Source organism: Candidatus Villigracilis vicinus, from assembly GCF_016702885.1.
GTDB classification, from domain to species: Bacteria; Chloroflexota; Anaerolineae; order Anaerolineales; family Villigracilaceae; genus Villigracilis; species Villigracilis vicinus.
Genome location: NZ_JADJDD010000002.1, coordinates 151612 through 172874, shown reverse-complemented (window position 1 = coordinate 172874; position 21263 = coordinate 151612). Strand labels below are relative to the sequence as shown.

The 21263-nt window shown below is 51.5% G+C and carries 9 protein-coding genes and 1 pseudogene; 4 read left to right on the top strand and 6 right to left on the bottom strand.

What is annotated here, in order from left to right:
* Nucleotides 1-270: 270 nt before the first annotated feature.
* The 6 genes and pseudogenes from IPG80_RS03370 to IPG80_RS03345 all read right to left on the bottom strand — a co-directional run bounded on the left by IPG80_RS03370 (nucleotide 271) and on the right by IPG80_RS03345 (nucleotide 6907).
* Nucleotides 271-993, bottom strand: a complete 723-nt coding sequence (locus tag IPG80_RS03370) for an arginase family protein (RefSeq protein ID WP_345102723.1) — start codon at nucleotides 991-993, stop codon at nucleotides 271-273.
* A gap of 7 nt (nucleotides 994-1000) precedes the next feature.
* A complete protein-coding gene (locus IPG80_RS03365) occupies nucleotides 1001-2059 on the bottom strand; it encodes a dipeptide epimerase (protein ID WP_345102727.1) in 1059 nt (352 codons plus the stop codon).
* Nucleotides 2060-2140: 81 nt separating this feature from the next.
* Nucleotides 2141-2986, bottom strand: a pseudogene (locus IPG80_RS03360) (enoyl-CoA hydratase-related protein).
* A complete protein-coding gene (locus IPG80_RS03355; protein WP_345102721.1) occupies nucleotides 2983-4467 on the bottom strand; it encodes a CocE/NonD family hydrolase in 1485 nt (494 codons plus the stop codon). Before IPG80_RS03355 ends, IPG80_RS03360 begins: the two are co-directional and overlap by 4 nt.
* A 99-nt stretch (nucleotides 4468-4566) precedes the next feature.
* Nucleotides 4567-5523 (bottom strand): alpha/beta fold hydrolase, encoded by a 957-nt coding sequence (locus IPG80_RS03350; protein ID WP_345102719.1) that lies wholly within the window; start codon nucleotides 5521-5523, stop codon nucleotides 4567-4569.
* 61 nt (nucleotides 5524-5584) lie between these two features.
* Nucleotides 5585-6907 carry an MFS transporter gene (locus IPG80_RS03345; RefSeq protein ID WP_345101590.1) on the bottom strand — a complete coding sequence of 441 codons (1323 nt, stop codon included), beginning with the start codon at nucleotides 6905-6907 and terminating at the stop codon, nucleotides 5585-5587.
* Between the two features lie 982 nt (nucleotides 6908-7889).
* On the opposite strand from IPG80_RS03345, the gene IPG80_RS03340 reads away from it, so the two are divergent.
* From IPG80_RS03340 to IPG80_RS03325, 4 genes are all read left to right on the top strand, one after another.
* Entirely contained in the window at nucleotides 7890-8861 is a 972-nt protein-coding gene (locus tag IPG80_RS03340; protein ID WP_345102717.1) for a universal stress protein, read from the top strand.
* Between the two features lie 4 nt (nucleotides 8862-8865).
* Nucleotides 8866-17463 carry a glucoamylase family protein gene (locus tag IPG80_RS03335; RefSeq protein ID WP_345102715.1) on the top strand — a complete coding sequence of 2866 codons (8598 nt, stop codon included), beginning with the start codon at nucleotides 8866-8868 and terminating at the stop codon, nucleotides 17461-17463.
* 75 nt (nucleotides 17464-17538) lie between these two features.
* Nucleotides 17539-20250 (top strand): LuxR C-terminal-related transcriptional regulator, encoded by a 2712-nt coding sequence (locus IPG80_RS03330; RefSeq protein ID WP_345102713.1) that lies wholly within the window; start codon nucleotides 17539-17541, stop codon nucleotides 20248-20250.
* A 96-nt stretch (nucleotides 20251-20346) separates the two neighbouring features.
* Complete coding sequence (locus IPG80_RS03325; RefSeq protein ID WP_345102711.1) at nucleotides 20347-21258, top strand: DUF4386 domain-containing protein; 912 nt, start codon at nucleotides 20347-20349, stop codon at nucleotides 21256-21258.
* Nucleotides 21259-21263: the final 5 nt, after the last annotated feature.

Here is a 21263-nt window from a genome sequence, read left to right as displayed (position 1 = left end):
GAGTTTTGCGTTGAAGCACAGCCCGGATTCGTTCGCGTGAGTTCCTATTTTAAAACCCTTATCCACGAAATACACGAAGAAACACGAAGCTAAGTTTTTATTCGTGTGCATTCGTCCCCTTCGTGGATTCCGAACATCTTCGCCAAATCTCTTTGAACACTTTCGCCGCCACCATCTCGATGACACAGGAAACATCTTGTGTTGGATTTATTCCACCACATCCGCACCGGGATGATGTTTGCATTGAGTGATTGAATAACGCTCAACGCTTCAGCGGTGGACAAGCCCGCCAGGTTCACGGTGAGAACTGCCAGGCGCGAAAGGGGTCGAGACAATCCATGTCGAAGGTGATGTAAAGCGGCGAGTCGAAGCGGATGTTGAAAACATCCTGCCAATTTTGCATGGTAAGCACATCCACACCGAAACGCTTGGCTTGCTCGCGCTGATGTCCGTTGATGGTGCGAATGCCCACTTGCACGAGACGCTTCGCCAACCTGATTCCGCAATCTTCGCGAAAGGGCTGGCGTGAGTATGGATTGCTTTCAAAGTCATCGTACAAATCAGGTGCGCGTCGAAGTGTAAGATGGTGAGATTGGAATGATATTTTGTCGCAGCCTTTACCAGCGGATAAGTAACGGAGTGGTCGCCGCCGAATGCCATGACCTTCAAGCCCGCTTCATATAATTTACCTGCGGCTTGTTCGGTCTCTATGGGCATTCTCTCCGCGGACGGTGTGATGTCGCCTGCGTCTGCGAAGAGTCCATCTGCGCCGAGATAGGTTTCATTCTCCGTCCACAGGTTGGACGAGTCGCAAAAGAAGGCTTCACGAATCCGTTGCGGAGCTAGTGCCGAGCCGCGTTTGTAGGATGAGTTTTCATCGAATGCCACGCCGAGCAAGCCGATTTTTGGGGGTAGGAAAGGGGAGGGAAGGTAGTCATATTTTTTTATCCACAAAGAACACGAAGTTTCAGATTGGTAATTACTAGTTACCACTCACTGATTACTGACTACTATTCTTCTTCTTCTCCATCCACTCAGGTTTCACATCCGCACCGTGACCATGAGCGTCAGAGAGAGTCACCGTGCCGTTGGGTTGGAAGTCCACGCCGCCGATGGAGGGTTCTTCGGCAAAGTGAAAGGGAGAGTCGAGGTCGTGCAGAGAAATATTCGGGCAGGCACAGATCAAATGCGCGCCCGCGCTGACTCCGATGAGTGACTCAGACATACCGCCGAGCATACATTTGATTCCCGCCGCTTCGCCGATGGCGTTGATTTTCAATGCGCCGTGAATGCCCGCGGACTTGGCGAGTTTGATGTTGAAATAATCCACTGCACCGAGGGAGGCGAGACGGAAAGCGTCGTGCGCGCCGAAGATGGATTCGTCTGCCATGATGGCAATGGGACTGCGCTCACGGACTCGCTTCAAACCTTCGATGTTCCAGTAGGGCAACGGTTGTTCGCAGACTTCGATCTCGTATTCTGCCAGTGCAGTGAGGATGTTGATGGCGGTGATTTCATCCCAGGCTTGATTGGCGTCGAGCCGCATGGGAACGCCGCTGCCAACCGATTCGCGGATGGCGCGAATCCGCGCAAGGTCTTCAGTACGACCCGTGCCGACCTTGACCTTCAATGCCTTCACGCCGTTCTCAACATGTTGCTTGGCAGTTTTCGCCATTTTGTCGGGTTCGTCAATGCCGATGGTGCGGTTGGAGTACAGGACTTTTTTCTCGCCGCCGAGCAAAGCATAGAGCGGAAGTTCCGCATGTTTGGCAAGCAGGTCATAGAGCGCAAGGTCGTAGGCGCAGCGAATGGCGGGATTCTTGAGCATGTACTGTTCGAGTTCGCGCAGGCGTGAGTCAATCTCTAACGGATTTTTACCAATGAGCAGTTGTGCATACAGTTTGGCGGATTCAAATCCGTTGTCAGCGTCTTCACCTGTCACAAAGCGTGATGGGACGCCTTCGCCCACGCCGATCAATCCGTCGTTGTCATGCATGCGGACAATGATGTTATGGGCGCTATTCATCACAGCCAGAGCGATCTTGAAGGGTGATTGAATGGAATGTTGAGGTCGATGATTTCGATTTTGGTGATGGTTGGCATGAAAACCTTTTGGCCGGATTTGACGGATTAAACCTGTTTAACCTGTTTTCTTTATCAAAAAAACGGGCACTTCGTGAAAATCCGGTAATCCTATTTTTCTTCCTTTATAAATCGGCACGCGTTTTTCTACGAATGCCTTCACACCTTCGCGCATGTCTTCGCTGGCGAAGCATTCGAGCGTACCTTCGGTTTCGAGTTGCATAACGGCTTCAAGGTCGAGGTCGTAGGATTGTTGCAACACTTCTTTTATAAGTCGCACAGAAATGGGCGCGTTCGACGCAAGCGTGCGGGCGATGTCCATGCCTTCTTGAATAATTGCTTCTGCCGACGTCACCTTCGTGACCAAGCCCATCTCCTATGCCGATTGTGCGGAAATACGTTCGCCTGTCATCATCACATGCGCGGCGCGTCCCATGCCGATGAGTCTCGGCAGGCGGTGCATGACTCCGTTGGTTTCAAAAATGCCGCGCTTCACTTCGGCGAATTGAAAATACGCGCTCTCCGCCGCAATGCGGATGTCGCTCGCAATCGCAATCTCCGCGCCCACGCCAACCGCAACGCCATTGATGGCAGAGATAATCGGCTTGCGCAAGTTCACCATGCGGCGCGTGAGTTCCTGCATTTCGTCCAACTCGGCGCGCGCCTGCTCTGCCACCGTCGAACCATCGAACAGGTGCGACAGTTCTTCGAGGTCAATGCCTGCCGAGAACGCGCGTCCGTTGCCTGTGATGAGCGCGGCACGAATCGAATCATCGTTCGCAATCGTATCGAGCATGTCGAGCAATTGCTGGAACATACTGCGCTTGAACGCGTTCAACACGTCGGGGCGGTTGAAGGTGATAACGGCTATATTTTCTTGGGATTGGAAAAGGATATCTGTCATTTGATGGGAATCTCGATGAAGGAGGCTTGGTCTCCGCCAATCATAATCTCCACGCTCGGACTACCCGTGAGCGGGATTCTGGCAAAGGTGTCTTTGTCTGCGCCTGAAATGGATACTCGTATCTTCCACCCACGGCGGATCAGCGCCGAGATAGGATTCAACCCGAAGGTAATTTCTGCCACTTCGCCAGGGATGAGCGGCATGGCGTCAGCACGTTTGAAGGAGTGATAGGGAACGAATTGTTTATACGGCGGCGTGTCCGTTGAAACTTTGCGATGGATGGCACGCAGCATTCCTTCGGTGAGGTAGTGCGCATTACCTTGTTCATCAATCGCTTCGAGATAAACGAAGAAGTTGCCATCATCGTGCGTGGATTTGACGAAGAGAGTCGCGATGGGATAGCCTGTGATTTCGGTGTCGTGTTCGAGCGGCGCGGATGTGTACGAGAGTTGTCCTTTGATGGGCGCATACTTTACAGGTCGCTGGTCGAGTTCAGTTTGCCAGCGGTTGTTGAGTCCTGTTGAGGCGTTGAAATCTGTCTGGTAGCGGTCAGCAGGCTGGGGCGGGGGAAGAAGCGAGGAGAGTCCGCTTTGGGGTTGGAAAAAGAATCGGGTGGAGGTCAAACCCGCAGGTGGAAACTCAGGCGTCGATTTCCATTCATTTTCAAAAATGGTGTAGTAGTGCAACTCGCGGGTCGCGGGCGGATTATCGAAGAAGCGCAGGGACTCTTTCATTTGCGCGAGCAATGGAAATGGATTTTCCTTCGCGCCGACGTGCTGAGTTGCGCCATGATTCCACGCGCCGATGACGGCGCGCTGCGGGCGGGGATTGTTGGCGAAGCGATGGATGACGGCGTTGGCGGTGGCGGCGTCGAACCAACTGCCCCAATGGTCGAGCGCGTGCGTGGTGGGGCGAGTGAACATGCTGATGTCGTCGAGCGTGATGTTGAGCTCGGGGTCGAGGTCATCGCGGAAGGTGATGTGACGCAGGGCGGAATCAACTTGCTGGTTGGCGTGTTTGGGAATTGGATTTGTGCCAACGGGCTTGACGCCTTTGACGAGAATCTTTTCGAGCGTGCTCATGCTTTTGGGAAGTTGATTGGCGTCGAGGGCGCGGTTGTACTCTGCCCATTGCGTGAGCATGAACTCGTTGGGCACACCGCCAGGAAAAGCGATGTCGGTGTAAACGTCGAACTCGTTGAAGCGCACGAGCGCGGATGTGACGGCGGGATGTCCGCACGCGCCGAGCATTTCAGCAGTGGTGGCTTGATACGAATTGCCGAAGCCGCCGACTTGTCCGTTGCTCCACGGTTGTTGCGTGACCCATTCGGTCAGGTCGTAGAGGTCGGTGAGGTCTGTTGCTGACCACGGGTGCGGATGATTCCCTTCCGACGCGCCCGTGCCGCGCATGTCAATGCGGAGGATGGCGTAACCAAAGGCGGTGAAAAATTGCGAGCGGAGTCGGGCAGAGAGAGAAACCATGAGAACGGCGCTTTGAGTTGTTGCGCGCGCCAATAGCGCGTGGCGGCGAAGAGTGCAGGGATTTTGGTTTCAGGCGTGAGTCCGCGCGGGAGGTAAAGGTCAACGGCGAGACGAGTCCCATCGCGCATGGAGATGTACAAAGTCTGCTCGGTGGAGCCTTTGTATGAAGGAGGGCGCGCTTTGGGTGAATTCGACGGATTGGCAGTTGGGGAGTGTGGCGCAGAGTTCATCGGCGACGGGTTTGCCTGTGTATTGTGAGTCGGCTGCGCCGTAGATGAAAAGGGTTGGGACTTGCAACTGGCTGAGTTCTTTTTTGTAATCGTAGCCGACAAGTGAAAAAGAAATTTCACGCCACGGGGCAAAGGAGACTGTGCCTGTATCTTTGAGTAAATCTATTTTTGTTTTATCAAATAATCTTTGTGGATTATCTTTTTCGGATGATTTGGTAAACCATGCGTCTGCGGATTTTGAATCCGTGGGAGGGAAGCCGAGGGCGGTGGAGTACAGCAATCCGCCAAACCATTTCCAGATGAAGCGGTTGTTCATGCCGTTGTTGATTCGAATGCCGCCTGCGATGACCATCTTCTCGACGTGTTGCGGATACTTGAGCGCGTAGCGTTGAACCAACGCGCTGCCGAAGGAATGACCGATGAGGATGACCTTGTCCGCTTTGACCACGTCACGGCGCAGGGTTTCGAGTTCTTCCACCAATTGCTCGATGGTGTAATCTTCGGGATTGGGCTTGATTTGCGAGTTGCCCGAACCGCGCTGGTCATAGAAGATGACGCGAGTCTGCTCGGCGAGGAAGTCGAATCCATTCTTGAAACTCAGGCTCGAGTGACCAGGTCCGCCGTGGACGAGGATGACGGGCGGTAAGCCTTTGTCTGTGCCAAGTTCGCGGTAGTACAAGTCATAGCCGTTGACGTGGGCAGGAGTGGCACAGTCCACGCAAGGGCGGGATTGGGGCAGGACGCGGTTGTAGGCATGGTTGGCATACGCGGCGTAGAGCGCGAGGACGACGAGAACGGCGAGGAGGACTTGCAAGACGATAGTCATAAAGGGATTACAAATTAGGGATTAGGAAGTACACAATTCCTAATCCTAATATACCTAATTCCTAAATTTCTTTCTTCGCTTCACCCTTCGTCACGGGCAAAATCGCAACGGTGGCGAGGACGAGGAAGACGAACATGATGAGCCAGACCCAGCGGTAGTCATTGCCCATCGCTTCGACGAGAGTCCCGCCGAGGATGGGTCCGATGATGAAGCCGAGGGTCACGGCAATTTGGCGCAGACCTGTGTAGGTTCCCATCAATGTTTCGACGGGGGCACTGTCCACGATCATGGCAACTTGGACGACATTGGCGAGGGGCCAGGTCAAACCGCAGATGAGGAGTCCTACATTGAGCATGGTCGCGTCGGGGAAGAGGTAGATGACCAATGCGCCGATGGCGTAACCAACCAATCCGACGATTTGGGTGTTCTTGCGTCCGATCTTGTTGGAGATCAAACCCGAAGGGACAGCCATGATCATGAACGCAATTGCGGGGATGGCAACCAGCATGGCGGCGGAAGATTCCTCCATGCCGAGCGAGAAGACGCCATAGGAGCTGAGGAAGGCTTGCATTTGAGCAAGAGCTACATACGCGAGCAAGTTGCTCAGGAGCAGATACTTCAAACTGCTGGAATGTTCTTTGGGGAGTCCGCGCAGGAAGGCGATGATACCTTTTAGGTTGAATGGTTCACCCGCAAGTTCCTTGGCGCTGGCAAGTTCTTCGGGTTCTTTGACAAATGCCCAGGTGAGGATAAAGATCAGAAGCGCAAGACCAGCTGCGATCCAGAAAGGAAGCGGTCCGTACACGTCATAGAGAGCGGCGCCAGCCAGGGCAGTGATCACCACCAGCAGACCCGCAATCGCGCCCGCGATCCCATTGGCTGTGGCGCGTTGGGGAGAGGGTGTCACGTCGAAGAGGAGCACATCCGCAACGGGACGCACGACCGCGAAGGCGAGCAATACGAGGAAGAGCGAGACGATGAAGGGGACAAGTAAGCCTGTCAGCTGACCCGTCTGCCCGTTGAGTTCGGGGGCGATACCCATCGGGATAAGCGGGACGAAGATAAAGGCAGCGATAGCAAGCGGCACGCCAAAGAGGATGAACGGCATACGGCGACCCCACTTCGAACGCAGGCTGTCGCTCCACGCGCCGACGATGGGACTGATGAACAAGCCCGCAATGTTATCGAAGACGAGGATGAAACCCGTCAGGGCGGGTCCGAGCCCGAAGCCGACGGTGGTGGCTCCCGCTTCGGTGAAGGCGGGGTTGCCTGCCTGCAAATAGACAGGCACGTAGGTGTTATACAACTGCCAGATCACTTCCATCACGGCGGGCAGGGTCGCGGCGATGATGATGTTGCGCCAACTCAACTTGATATGGGACATTTTCTCTTCTCCTGTGAGATTTTGAACAATCGTTCAAAAAATTGTTCAAACGTTAAAACAGAATACAGGAAAAAAAGTTGCGAGTCAATAGGGAGTTTTGGGAATCGAAAGAAAGCCTAATATGGCGTTCTTTTTTAATTTACTATGAAATTCGGTTGATACTACAATATTTCAATAGAATTACCCAGCTCATATGTTTTACACTTCGCTAAAGATGGGGTATTTTTCACTCAATTTAACATAGAAATCATCCCAACTCTGAGCGAACAGCAATTGTTTCAACATAATGTCCATAATAGGCAGACCCATTTTTGTATTAATTTAAGAACAATGCAATCAGGGGGCAAGAAAGGATTCTCTGTATTCAAACCTCTTGTTAAATTCGGTAATCTTGAATATTTTTCCCACCATCGAACATCTAATCTACCCAACCGACCTGAATAATACCCAATCACGTACGTGAATTTGTGTCTCTTCACCGCGCCAACCCTGAATGCGAAATAGCACCCTAAGGGGAGTCTTAATCGGTGGTGCGCGCTGCGATCCAGACCAACTCAGCTACATCGTAAGCTGCCCGGGGTCGTCCCAAACTGCGAGCAAAGTTAGTTTTTTTACCATAATGGGAAAGTTATCAGAGTTATTCTATTTGCAAGATATATATTTGCAGCTTGATTGTACAGTAGGAACCTTCCCACTTTGCATTATTAGGGGAACGTTGATTTTGAGTAAATATTTACCACCATGATTTTATGAAATACCGCAATCCTCCGATGGATAAGAATGCTGCATATCCCCCAAGTGGCGGATATGAATTTCATACAACTGGCGGATGCCAGCAGAAGGTGTATTTAATATAATAAAGTGCCGGTATATATAGTATGCAGGTCTGTTTGAAGACATTATTAATCCTCACAGTTCTTTAAAAACGAGACGTTATTCATCACTTATTCCATCAGGTTTTGCTCAGCGTAAAGGATAAACCATGTTCGATCGCATACTTGTTCCCTTGGACGGTTCTCAATTGGCAGACTCTGTTCTGCCGCATGTTGCCGCCATCGCCAGTCCTTTCAACGCAGAGGTCACTTTGCTCCGTATGGTGGAAAAAAACCAGACGGTCGTATCCGCTCAATTATTCGACCTGTTGAATTGGCAGATCAATAAGACAAAGTCCGCCCTCTATTTGGAAAAGATAAAGGTACTCTTTCAAGAGAGCGGTATTCGAACACAGGCGCTTGTATCCGAAGGGTTGGTAGCAGAAGGCATCGCAGAATATGCCCAGCAACAGGGAATGAAACTGATCGTTCTGAGCAGTCATGGGCGAAATGGACTGACGCAATGGGGCATCAGCAGCATTACACAAAAGATCGTTCTGATCGCTCAAACCTCGCTGTTGATTGTCCGCGCGCATCAATATGGACCCTGCGCCGATAAATTATCCACCGCTCCGCTTTACAAACGCATCCTGGTTCCTTTGGACGGCTCTCAACGGGCGGAGAATGCGCTGCCGATCATCACGCAATTGGCACAATTTCATAAGTCACAGGTGCATCTTGTGCATGTGGTCGAAACGCCCGAGATGGCACGTCAAATGCCCCTGGCTCCTGAAGATGTTGAACTCGCCACCCGCGTTGTTGACCGAAACCGCAAAGAAGCGGAGCAATATCTCGAGAATTTGAAGTCTCGCTCCTACCTGAAAGACATTGACGTTCGGACACATCTCATCACCAGCGAGAATGCAACCGTCGCGCTGCATCAACTCGAAGAACAGGAACAGATCGATATCGTCACTTTCAACGCACATGGCTATTCAGGGAATCATCAATGGCCGTACGGCAGCATGGTCAATCATTTCATCCTGTATGGCAAAGCGCCGCTTTTGATCGTACAAGACCTGCCTCTCAAGCAAGAACTGGTCTCACCGGAACTATCCAATTTCAAACGCATAGAGTATTAACCCTATGCCAATTTCATCGCAGGTTAATTTATCTATTACAGGCAGTTCCGATGTAGACATCCGGCTGAGAGAGTTTGCGCATCGATTGGCAAAAACTCACAGCGTGGGCGTTGCCATGACCTCCACATGGAAAATATTTAATTTCCAAAAATCCGAGCTATTGGAACATCTAAAGACCTGGGAAGAGGCGTTGGGCAACGCCAATGCATTATTCAAGATCGCGCCAGCAGATGATCTGCCTGTTTCCCATGCAGGCGAATGGATGCTCGATAATTTTTATATTGTCAAAAAAGCCTTCCGCCAAATTAAAGAGGACCTGCCAGAAAGCTTTATCAACGAATTACCAAAACTGGATGGAACCTCCCTGCTGGGGCATACGCGGATCTTTGCACTGGCACGCGAATGGATCGATTACAACCAGAGTCAGATCGATCTGACTCAAACTGCGGCTTTTATTCTGAACTATCAGCAGGTTACGCCGTTGACAATTGGCGAACTGTGGGCGCTGCCGATCATGCTGCGGATCGGTATTCTCGAGCAGCTTCTTTATGCTGCCACCGAACTGACAGGCATGGACACACCGCAAGGCATGTTGCAGAGCGCGAACGAATCAGCGTCTGCCGTACCGGCGAATGAAACCATTGTTGCCAGTTGCTTTATTAGCCTGCGCCTGCTTGCCTCTACAGACTGGGAAGATTTCTTTGAGCAAATCAGCCGGGTGGAAAAGATCTTGCGTGACGATCCGTCACAGATATACGCAGGCATGGATTTCAAAACCCGAAATAGGTATCGCAGTGTCATCGAAGATTTGGCACGCCACTCAACTTCTAGCGAGGAGGAAGTTGCACTCGCTGCCGTTGAATTTGCACGCCGCGTGGATGAACATACTTCCTCCCGTGAAGCGCATATCGGGTTTTATTTCATTGATAAAGGTCGCACCAGACTTGAAAAAAGCATTGGGTACCGGTTGGGGTTCGAGGTCCGCATGCGACGCGCAGTGCTCTCATTTCCCACACTTACATATCTTGGAAGTATTGCTTTCCTTTCTGTCTTGTTCGTTCTTGGGATGATCGTATATGCGGTCAATTCGGGCGGCACAACTATCCAACTGATTACCGTAGGCGTCTTGGGACTTGGACTGTCGCTTGAACTCGCCATCGATATTGTGAATTGGAATGTAACCCATCGTATCGCGCCGCAAAGCTTACCGCGCATGGATTTTTCAGAAGGCATCCCTCCCGATAACCGGACGATGGTAGTGATCCCAACCTTATTGGATAGCACTGCTGAAATCAACCATCTCTTGCAAGAATTGGAACTGTATTACCTGTCGAACCCTGACCCGCAATTGACGTATGCCTTGCTGACCGATTTCAGCGATGCGCAGACGGAGAACATGCCGGAGGATGAGCCATTGCTTGCCCTGGCGACCAAAGGCATTGAGAACTTAAATCACAAGTATGCAACACGACCTTTTTACATTTTCCACCGTCATCGCCAGTGGAATGCATCTGAAGGGGTTTGGATGGGCTGGGAGCGCAAGCGCGGCAAACTGGCGGATTTCAATCGCCTGCTTTTGAACCTGGGTGAAAAAGACCATGCGGTTGAGTATGCAGATAAGCAGGCGATGTCCAAGGAATTAAGATTTGAGCGGCGGGCTCCTCAAGCGCACTACTCGACCCGGGTGGGTGATGAAAGCATTTTGCCGCACATCAAATATGTGATTACTCTTGATGCGGATACATCCCTGCCGCAGGGCAGTGCCAATCAACTGATCGCCACGTTGGCGCATCCGCTCAATCGCGCCGAGTTCTCAGCAGACGGTCGCTCTGTCATCGCCGGGTACACCGTCCTTCAACCGCGCGTCGCGATCAAACCAACCAGCGCGAATCATTCCATCTTTTCGCAGATATTTGCGGGTACCCCCGGGTTCGACCTGTATTCCTTTGCCGTATCCGATGTGTATCAAGATCTATTTGGCGAAGGCAGCTATGTTGGTAAGGGAATCTATGACGTCGCAGCCTTTGAACACAGCCTGGCGGGTCAGGTGCGCCAGAACACGTTGCTTAGTCATGATCTTTTTGAAGGCATCTATGGACGGGCTGCACTCGTCACAGATATCGTGTTATATGAGGAACACCCATCACGTTATGTGGTTTACGCCCAGCGTTTGCGTCGCTGGATCCGTGGTGACTGGCAGTTATTGCCGTGGCTTCTCCCCGTCGTAAAAAATGAAAACGGTCTGGTGTGGAATCGATTATCTGCCATCAATGTATGGAAGATAATCGATAACCTACGCCGCAGTCTATTGTTGCCCATGCTGCTGGCGCTGCTGACTGCAGGGTGGTTGTTCCTGCCTGGCTCACCTTTGGTTTGGACCTTGCTGGTCTTCCTGCCTTCTGCTTTGCCCATTATGGCTCAAACGGTCGAGCACGTTCGATCTACAATTCATAGTAAATTGACCTTCAAACAACTTATCAAGTCAGTTCAGCTTCCACTCACGCGCTGGGCGCTCTACATTATTTTCCTGTCATACGAAGCATTGCTTATGCTCGGCGCGATCCGTACCACATTGACCCGTTTGCTGGTCGCACGAAAAAATCTTCTTCAATGGACAACTGCGGCAAAAGCAGCCCGCTTGTTTGGGGCAGACCCCAGGAACGAAATCCTGCGTGAGATGACCCCGTCTTTGGTTTTTAGCGTAGTGTTGGGGATATTGGTGACCATTCTTAACCCGAATGCACTCTGGGTTGCAGCGCCTTTGTTGATCCTCTGGTTGACTGCACCTCAGATCGCTTATGTGATCAGCAAACCTGCTGTCCGTGTCACCATTCCACTCTCGGAACCTGAGCGACGGAAAGTTCTCCGGCTCGCGCGGCGCACCTGGGCATTTTTCGAAAAATTTGCAGGACCCAATGACCATTGGCTGCCGCCGGATCACTTTCAAGAGTCGCCGCGCGGAAGTGTGGCGCACTACACCACTCCAACCAACATCGGCATGTTTCTGGTGTCTACTTGGTCTGCCTATGATCTGGGTTATATGGGCTTGGTTGAGTTGGCGCTGCGTTTACGCTCGACCTTTGAGACCATGGACAAGCTCGAACATTACCGCGGACATTTACTGAATTGGTACGACTCACAAACACTGACCGCGCTCCCGCCTCGTTACATTTCGACAGTGGATAGCGGCAACCTGGCAGCCTGTTTGATCACGCTCAGGCAGGCTTGTCTAACCGTGAAAAATGAATCCTTGCTGGACGGCAAACGCTGGCAGGGGTTGCTTGCCATCATGGATATTCTGGCAGAAGTGCTGGAAACGCTTGAGAAGAACAATCCGCATCCTTCCATTGAATCATTTGAAGAAGAGTTGACCAGTATTTACGAACGCGTGAGCTCTGCCCAGAACCAACCGTCTGCTTGGAAAATGACTCTTGGCTGGCTGGCAGGCGAAGGTTGGGAAAGAGTCTCGTATCGCTTGATGGACCTGCTCAAGAGTCATCTCAATCTCAATCCTGAATCACTGAGCGATCTTCAACTGTATCTCGATCTGATGCAGCATCACCTGCAGGATATGCAACGCAGTTTGGACCTGTTCGCCCCGTGGTTGAACCGCCCGGATGCGCCGCCTGAGATGGGTGATATCGTTGGAACGCCTGCATGGCAGGATTTTCGTCATAGTCTGCCTGTTGAACTGCCAACATTGGGCGAAGCAGGGGCGGTTTATGAACACATCAAACGTTCGCTGGATGAATTGAAATTACAGATAAGTGACAAGGCGGCGCTTGCATGGTGTGAAAAATTGAGCGACGATCTAACCACGGCACACTTGCGGGTCTCACCTTTGATGATCGGATTTCAAGAACTGGCTGGTCTGGCAGAAGCCGCCGTGTCAGACATGGACTTCCGCTTTTTATTCCATGAACGCCGCCAGGTCTTTCACATTGGATACAACGCCAGCACTGAACAACTTGACCCAAGCTATTACGACTTGCTGGCATCAGAAGCTCGCATTGCCAGTCTAGTCGCGATCGCAAAAGGTGATGTGCCGCAAAGTCACTGGCAGCATTTGGGTCGCCCGGTGACGGTGGTGAACGGTAAGCAGGTCCTGCTCTCATGGAGCGGAACCATGTTCGAATATCTCATGCCAACCTTGTTCATCAGAAATTACGCCGGTACATTCTTGTCGGATAGTTGTTATGCCGCGCTTGATTCGCAGATAAGCTATGGAAAAGAACAACAGCTTCCTTGGGGAATTTCTGAATCGGGATACTATGCTTTCGATCTTAATTTGAATTACCAGTACCGCGCTTTTGGCGTGCCTGAGTTGGGATATAAACGCGAACTGCATGATGACTTGGTCGTTACTCCATACGCCTCACTGATGGGACTTTCACTTCAACCTCATCAAGTGCTCGAGAACATGACTCGTCTTGAGCAGGAGAACATGCTTGGGCGTTTTGGCTTTTATGAAGCGCTCGATTACACCAAAACGCGCATGCCCAAGTATCAGACTCAGGCGATCGTACAATCCTACATGGCGCATCATCAAGGCATGATCCTGATGGCGGCGAGCAATTACCTTTTGGATGATGTCATCGTGCGGCGTTTCCATGCAGACGAGCGCATCAAGAGCGTGGAACTGCTTCTTCAGGAGAAGATCCCGCAAAACGCACCCATCGAATATCCACACCCAGACGAACCGGCGGATTTACCCAATGAGGCTGTGCGGATTGTCAACAGCAGACCGTGGCGTAACCCAGTGGGCAGCGCCATTCCGCAGGTGCATGTCCTCGCACAGGGAGATGCAAGTTTGCTGATCACCAATGCGGGCGGGGGATTCAGTCAGTGGCGCGAATTTGCGTTGACGCGTTGGCATGCCGACCCGACGTTGGATGCGTGGGGCACGTGGATCTATTTGCAAGATCGCGAGACCGGCGCACGTTGGTCTGTCACCTGCCAGCCTGCCGGATGCGCACATGACAATCAAGAAGTCTTGTTCTATCCGCACAAGGTTGAGTTCCAGCGATCCGATCATGGTATCTCCATGCGAACTGGTGTCACCATTAGCACAGACGGCGTCGAGCTTCGGCGGGTGAACATCCTGAACGACACCGATCATCCACGGAAATTGAAATTGACCAGCTATGGGGAAGTGGTGCTTTCCACACAGGCAGCCGATCGGCGGCATCCTGCATTTAACAAGTTGTTCATTGAAAGCGAATATCTTCCCAAAGAAAATGCGCTGTTATTCAAACGCCGCCCGCGCTCTGCGGATGAAAAGCCGGTCGTCTTGATCCATGCGCTGATCATTGAAGCCGGGCGCAAAGTGACCGGGCAATATGAAAGTGACCGCGCCAAATTCCTGGGCAGATCACAGACCATGCATTCACCGCAGGCGGTTCAAAACCCAAATAGCCGCCTCACAGGCACCACAGGCGGAACGCTTGACCCGATCATGTCGTTGGCGCAGGAAATTAATTTGTTGCCACATGCAAAAACCAGAGTCACATTTATCACTCTGGCAGCCGCAACCCGTGCCGAGGCATTGGAAAAACTATCCCGCTACAGAACCGGGCAAGCCGTCTATCGTGCCTTCAACGAGGCGCGCGCCTACTGTGAACGTGAACTGCTCGAACTCGGGTTGAACGCATACGCCGTCGAAAATATCCAGCGCATCTTATCCGCGCTGCTTTACCCGGTTGGGACGTTGCGCGCCGAGCCGCATATTCTGGCACAAAATGAAAAGGGACAATCTGGTCTGTGGGCGTTCGGCATCTCTGGCGATTTCCCGATCTTGTTAGTGCGCGTCTGCGATGGCGAAACGCCGCTTTTGCGTGAAGCCTTGCAAGCCTTTATGTATTGGCGTAGTCGTCACGTCACTGTCAACCTCGTTATCCTCAACGATCAAGATACCGGCTACGCCCTCGAATTGCACAATGCCATTCAACGCCGCATCACACGCATGGGAGTCGATTCTTCGCTCAACCAGCGCGACGGGATTTTCGTCTTGCACACCGATCAGCTTGCGCAAGCCGACAAGATTCTTTTTGAAACAGTGGCGGGCGTTATCTTGGATGAAAAGAACGGGACGCTTGCCGAACATGCCCAGAGATTAAATTCACAACGGACTCGCCTGCCACAGTTCAACGCTTCATATGCCCCGACAACGGATCCTGTTTCGACAGCTTCACTTCCGCTGCCAACGGATCTAAAAATGGACAACGGTCTTGGCGGCTTCAGTCACGACGGCAAGGAATACATCATCCATCTGAAATCAGGACAGCACACCCCGCATCCGTGGGTCAATGTGATCGCCAATCCGCAGTTCGGCTTTCTGGTTTCCGAATCAGGTTTGGGCAGCACTTGGGCAGAGAACAGCGGCGAGAATCGATTAACTCCCTGGCGCAATGACCCGGTCACCGATATGCCAAGTGAAGCCATCTATCTGCGCGATGAAGAATCCGGGCAGGTCTGGTCACCTACGCCCATGCCTGCCGGTGCAGATACCACGCATGTGATCCGGCATGGCGCGGGCTATTCCATCTTTGAGAGTCAGAGCAATGGCTTGAATCAAAAGCTGCGGCTATTCGCTGCAACAGATGTGCCCGTCAAAATTGCGCATCTGCGTTTGCAGAACCTGACAGATCGTCCGCGGCGTATTACGGTCACTTACTATGCGGAATGGGTGCTTGGCACAACCCGCGATACCCAACAAGCGTATGTGATGCCGGAATTCGACTCCGATAGAAATGCCTTGCTTGCGTCCAATCGCTTCAACAGCGAGTTTGGCGAACGTGTGGCGTTTTTGGCATCCAATAAAAAACCTCATGGCGTCACCGCAGACCGCACCGAGTTTTTAGGACGCATGGGAAGCATGCAGTTTCCAGCCGCACTCCGGCGCATCGGCTTGGAAAGCGCTGTCAACGCCGGGCTCGACCCGTGTGCCGTCATCCAATTACATGTTGACCTTGCACCGAACGAGACGGAAGAAGTCTTTTTCTTGATCGGGCAGGGGAAAAGCCGGGATGAAAGTCTACGCCTGATCGGACAGATTCAATCATCGGCGGAGGTGGAGGCGGTTTGGCAATCCGTCCAACATCACTGGGATGAGATCCTCGATACCATCACGGTTGAAACTCCTGATCCCAGCATGGATCTGATGCTCAATCGTTGGATGTTGTATCAGACGCTCACGTGCCGCATGTGGGGACGCACTGCGTTGTATCAATCGAGCGGCGCGTTTGGTTTCCGCGACCAGCTTCAAGATGCGATGGCACTTCTGCAAACTCGCCCGAATATTGCACGCGCGCAAATTCTGGAAGCAGCGCGGCATCAATTTGAAGCGGGCGATGTGCTGCATTGGTGGAATCCGCCCGCGGGTAGGGGAGTGCGCACGCGCTTTTCAGATGACCTGCTCTGGCTGCCATACGTCACTGCTGAATATGTTTCTGTGACGGGCGATGAATCCATTTTGCATGAGAGCATTCCTTTCTTGATCGGTGAAACGCTCAAGCCCAATGAGATGGAACATTACACACAGTTTGGAGTCGGAGATAAAGATTTTTCATTGTACGAACATTGTCGCCGTGCGTTGGAAAAAGGGACGACATCCGGTGAACATGATCTGCCATTGATGGGCAGCGGCGATTGGAACGATGGCATGAATCGCGTTGGCATGCATGGACGCGGTGAAAGCATCTGGCTCGGCTGGTTCCTGCATGCCACGCTCAAGCGTTTTGCGCCGCTGGCAGCGTTGATGTCTACTGACCCGGCGCCTTATCTTCAGCGAGCAGAGAAATTAGCGCAAGCACTCGAAACCCATGCCTGGGATGGCGAGTGGTATCTGCGCGCTTTTTATGATGATGGTTCACGTTTGGGTTCACAGAAAAATAACGAATGTCAGATCGACTCGATCGCGCAATCATGGGCGGTTTTATCTGGCGCGGCAGATCCCGCGCGGGCAGCGCAAGCTATGGAATCAATCAATAGAAGGTTGGTGAAACCGGATGAAAAGATGATCCTGTTGTTTACTCCGCCCTTCGACAAATCGGCGCGTGACCCAGGGTATATCAAAGGATATTTACCCGGTGTACGCGAGAACGGCGGTCAATACACTCATGCCGCCATTTGGACTGCATGGGCATTTGCCAAACTCGGGCTGGGAGATCGTGCCATGGAGTTGTTCAACATGCTGAACCCAATCAACCATGCGGACACGCCGGAAAAAGTAGAAACCTATAAGGTGGAACCATACGTGATCGCTGCCGATATTTATAGCGTCCCGCCGCATATCGGTCGCGGCGGCTGGACATGGTACACCGGCTCCTCTGGCTGGATGTATCGCTTGGGTCTCGAAGCTATTTTAGGTATTACCAAGGTTGGCAACGCGCTTGCGATCAACCCATGCATTCCCGCTCATTGGGATGGCTTCAAAGTGTATTATCGTTTTGGAGCGACATACTACAAGATCAACGTGGAGAATCCGTCTCAAGTCAATCGGGGAATCCGAGAAGTTATATTGGATGGAAATCCAGTGAACGATAAATTGATTCCGTTAGTGGATGATGGACATCCACATGAGGTAAGAGTTGTGATGGGGTAAATTCGTTAATCCACGTGCGAGATTTCAACATAGATGCATTCTCACGGATTTGGATGCGAGCCTTATAATGGGATCATGTCCATTTTAGCGACGAAATTGCATTTGCCCCTGCCCCGCTCCAGGACGGTTTTGCGCGCCCGCTTAATGGATCAATTGAATACTGGCTTGGATCGTAAACATAAATTGACTCTTATCTCTGCGCCAGCAGGGTTCGGCAAGACCACACTGGCGAGTGAATGGGTTATAACTTACAAGCAGCCAGTCGCGTGGCTGTCAATGGATGAAGGGGACGGCGATCTCAAGCGTTTCCTGAGTTATCTGGTTGCGGCATTGCAGACGATTTTTCCTGAAATTGGCATGAACTTGTTGGGTGCGTTGCAAGCCTCTCACATACCAGACTCCGAATCACTCCTGACAACCTTGATCAACGAAATAGATTCCATTCCGAATAAATTTATATTCGTGCTGGATGATTATCACATGCTGGATTCAAAACCAGTGGATCAGGCACTGAACTTTCTCGTGGAGCATTTGCCGTCGCAAATGCATTTGGTGATCACCACCCGTGAAGACCCGTCCCTGCCGTTGGCAAGATTACGCGCTCGCGATCAATTGACTGAGTTGCGTGCTGCCGATTTACGCTTCACCCCTGCGGAAGCTGCTGAATTTCTCAACCAAGTGATGGGATTGAATCTGACAGTAGAAAATATTGCCGCGCTTGAAGCCCGCACCGAGGGCTGGATTGCTGGCTTGCAATTAGCTGCACTCTCCATGCAGGGACACGCTTCGCGGGATGTCGCCAACTTCATCCAATCATTTACGGGCGCGCATCATTTCGTGTTGGATTATCTACTCGAAGAAGTTCTGCACCAACAGCCTGAAAATATCCAAGCATTTTTGTTGCGTACATCCATCCTGAATCGTTTGTGTGGCTCGCTCTGCGATGCGGTGCTGCTTGACCCTTCCGTTTCAGGACAGGAAACATTGGAATCTTTGGAACGTGCCAATCTATTTATCGTCTCACTTGATAATGAACGTCATTGGTATCGCTATCATCATCTTTTTGGTGATCTGCTCCGCCAACGGCAGGGACAAAACCTAAAACCCGAAGAACTTGCTAAATATCATCTCCGCGCCAGTGAATGGTATGAGCAGAACGGCGAAGAGGCTGAAGCATTTCAACACGCCATCGCTGCCAGAGACTTCAACCGTGCGGCGGAATTGGCTGAGAAATATTGGCAGGGAATGAATCAAAGTTTCCAGTCGGCTGTATGGCTTGGGTGGGTGAAGCAGCTACCAGCGAGTCAGATTCGCACTCGTCCCGTGTTATGCACACAGATCGGTTGGGCTTTCATGGATGCAGGTGATGTAGAGTCCAGTGAGTCCAGTTTGCGGGATGCGGAGTTGTGTCTCGAAGATGTATCCGAAGCGATGGCTGTTGTGGATGAAAAAGAGATTCAGACGCTGCCCGCCAGAATCGCTTTTGCCCGCGCTTACAATGCCCAGACACAGCTCGATTTCTCCGCCACGATCAAGTACGCGGAATTGGCGATCAAGATCGCTCCCGAAGGAGACCAATTCATGCGCGCGGGAGCCGCGGCGATATTAGGCGGCTCGTATTGGGCAAGCGGCGATTTGGATGCGGCTTGCAAATCCATGAGCGATTGGATCGATAGTTCGTTGAAGGCGGGGAATTATATTTTTTCGATTGCCAGTGAGTCAGGCAAGGCGGAAATCCAAACCGCTCAAGGTCATCTCCGCGAGGCGCTGCGGACTTATGAACAGTCGCTGCAACATGCGTCCGCGTATGGCAGCGAGGTGAATCAGATTTTAGCCCATCATTATTTGGGGTTGGCGTTGCTGCATCATGAAATGGGGAATGACGAATCTGCTGCGCAATATTTTCAGCAAAGCATCGAGTTGGGAAAGCAATCAACCCTCGTGGATTTTCCGTATCGCAAGAGTCTTGCTCAGGCTCGTTTGAAAGAGTCCGAGGGAGATTTGGATGCGGCGCTTGAATTCCTCGATGAAGCCAAGCGCTTGTTTATCAGCACGCCTATTCCCAATACGCGTCCTGTAGATGCACTGAAGGCACGCATCTATCTCAAGCAGGGACAATTATCCAAGGCGCAAGATTGGGTGTATGAATGCGGAATTACGGTTAACGATGAACTCAGTTATTTGCGTGAATATGAACATATCACGCTGGCGCGGGTGCTGATTGCTGCATATCAAAGCACTGCATCAGAAGATAAGATGAAAGATGCACTCGGTTTGTTATCACGCCTTTTGCAAACAGCCGAAAATGCAAAGCGAATGGGCAGTATGCTTGAGATTCTAACGGCGCAGGCGCTTGCTTTCCACGCACATGGAGAACAATCTCAATCATTTGCGTCACTCAAGCATGCAGTGACCTTGGCTGAGCCAGAAGGCTACTTCCGCTTTTTTATGAATGAAGGCGAATCAATTGTGGAGTTGCTAAAAGCATTAATCCATTCACGTGAAGATGACAGACTCAATAACTACATCCGCAAATTACTGAATTCCTTTGGCGAAACAAAACCCGAGCCAGCCAACGCGCAACCGTTGATTGATCCGTTGAGCGAGCGTGAGTTGGAAGTGTTGCGTCTCGTTGCCGATGGTCTTTCAAATGACGAGATCAGCCAGAAACTTTTTCTGGCGTTGAGCACGGTCAAAGGGCATAACCTGCGCATTTTCAACAAACTTCAAGCAAAAAGCCGCACCGAAGCCGTGGCACGCGCCCGCGAGCTGGGCTTGTTGCTGTAAGTCCCCTAAACAATACTCCAAACAATACTTTTGGTTCTAAACGGCAATACTCCTTGCCGTTATATTTCGCGCACGTTAATGCAAAAGGTAAAGGCAATGTCGAAGAACTATCAAATCAGGATCGAAGGACATTTAGGCAGTCAGTGGGCAGACTGGTTTGACGGTTTTTCCGTCACTCTCGAAACAGATGGAAAAACGCTTCTTTCTGGACCTGTGCCTGATCAGCCAGCCCTATACGGGTTGCTGCGGAAAGTGAGAGACCTGGGCATGCCCCTCGTCTCGGTCAATCAAGTTTATTCAATCAAAGGAGAAAATATTATGGATACAAAAGTTAACACATACAGAACGACAGCAAAAGTAGTAGGTGCGTTGTACATCTTAGGATTCGTTGTAGGTATTGCAGGTTCGGTCCTTAGCACACCAGGTCAGCTTGAGACAGTTTCTGCCAGAAGCATGATGATCGCAATCGGCGCACTGCTCTGGGTGCTCGCCGCCGCAGGTGACGCCGCTCACGGTGTGATGATGTTCCCGATCTTGAAGCAAACCAACGAGCGTGTTGCGCTTGGTTACCTTAGCGCCAGACTCGTTGAAGCTGCTGTTATTGCTGTCTCGGCTTTATTTATTCTGCTTCAAATTCCGCTGGGTGCTGAGTTCCTGAAAGCCAGTGCTTCTGAAATTCCCTACCTTCAATCTTTGAGCGCGTTGTTCATACAGTCACAGGCTTATACCTACCAGATCGGCATGGTCGCTTTAGGGATGGCTGGCTTGACGCTTTGCTATGGGTTTTATCGCGCAAAGTTGGTGCCGCAGCTTTTCGTCATCTGGGGCTTTATCGGGTACGTGAGCTTCCTGCTTGGTTCCATGCTGGAAGTCTTGGGCTTCAATCTACAACTGCTCCACACCCTTCCGGGCGGTCTGTGGGAAATGTCCATCGGCGTGTGGCTGATCGTAAAAGGATTCAATTCAACTGCGTTCGTTTCCGAGTCTGCCAAAAATAAAGCAAATTGATCTTG

What these genes read in the sequence shown, in the direction of transcription:
- IPG80_RS03325 (WP_345102711.1), top strand. Translation starts at nt 20,347, where the DNA reads ATGTCGAAGAACTATCAAATCAGGATCGAAGGACATTTAGGCAGTCAG.
- IPG80_RS03355 (WP_345102721.1), bottom strand. Translation starts at nt 4,467, where the DNA reads ATGGTTTCTCTCTCTGCCCGACTCCGCTCGCAATTTTTCACCGCCTTT.
- IPG80_RS03340 (WP_345102717.1), top strand. Translation starts at nt 7,890, where the DNA reads ATGTTCGATCGCATACTTGTTCCCTTGGACGGTTCTCAATTGGCAGAC.
- IPG80_RS03330 (WP_345102713.1), top strand. Translation starts at nt 17,539, where the DNA reads ATGTCCATTTTAGCGACGAAATTGCATTTGCCCCTGCCCCGCTCCAGG.
- IPG80_RS03345 (WP_345101590.1), bottom strand. Translation starts at nt 6,907, where the DNA reads ATGTCCCATATCAAGTTGAGTTGGCGCAACATCATCATCGCCGCGACC.
- IPG80_RS03350 (WP_345102719.1), bottom strand. Translation starts at nt 5,523, where the DNA reads ATGACTATCGTCTTGCAAGTCCTCCTCGCCGTTCTCGTCGTCCTCGCG.
- IPG80_RS03335 (WP_345102715.1), top strand. Translation starts at nt 8,866, where the DNA reads ATGCCAATTTCATCGCAGGTTAATTTATCTATTACAGGCAGTTCCGAT.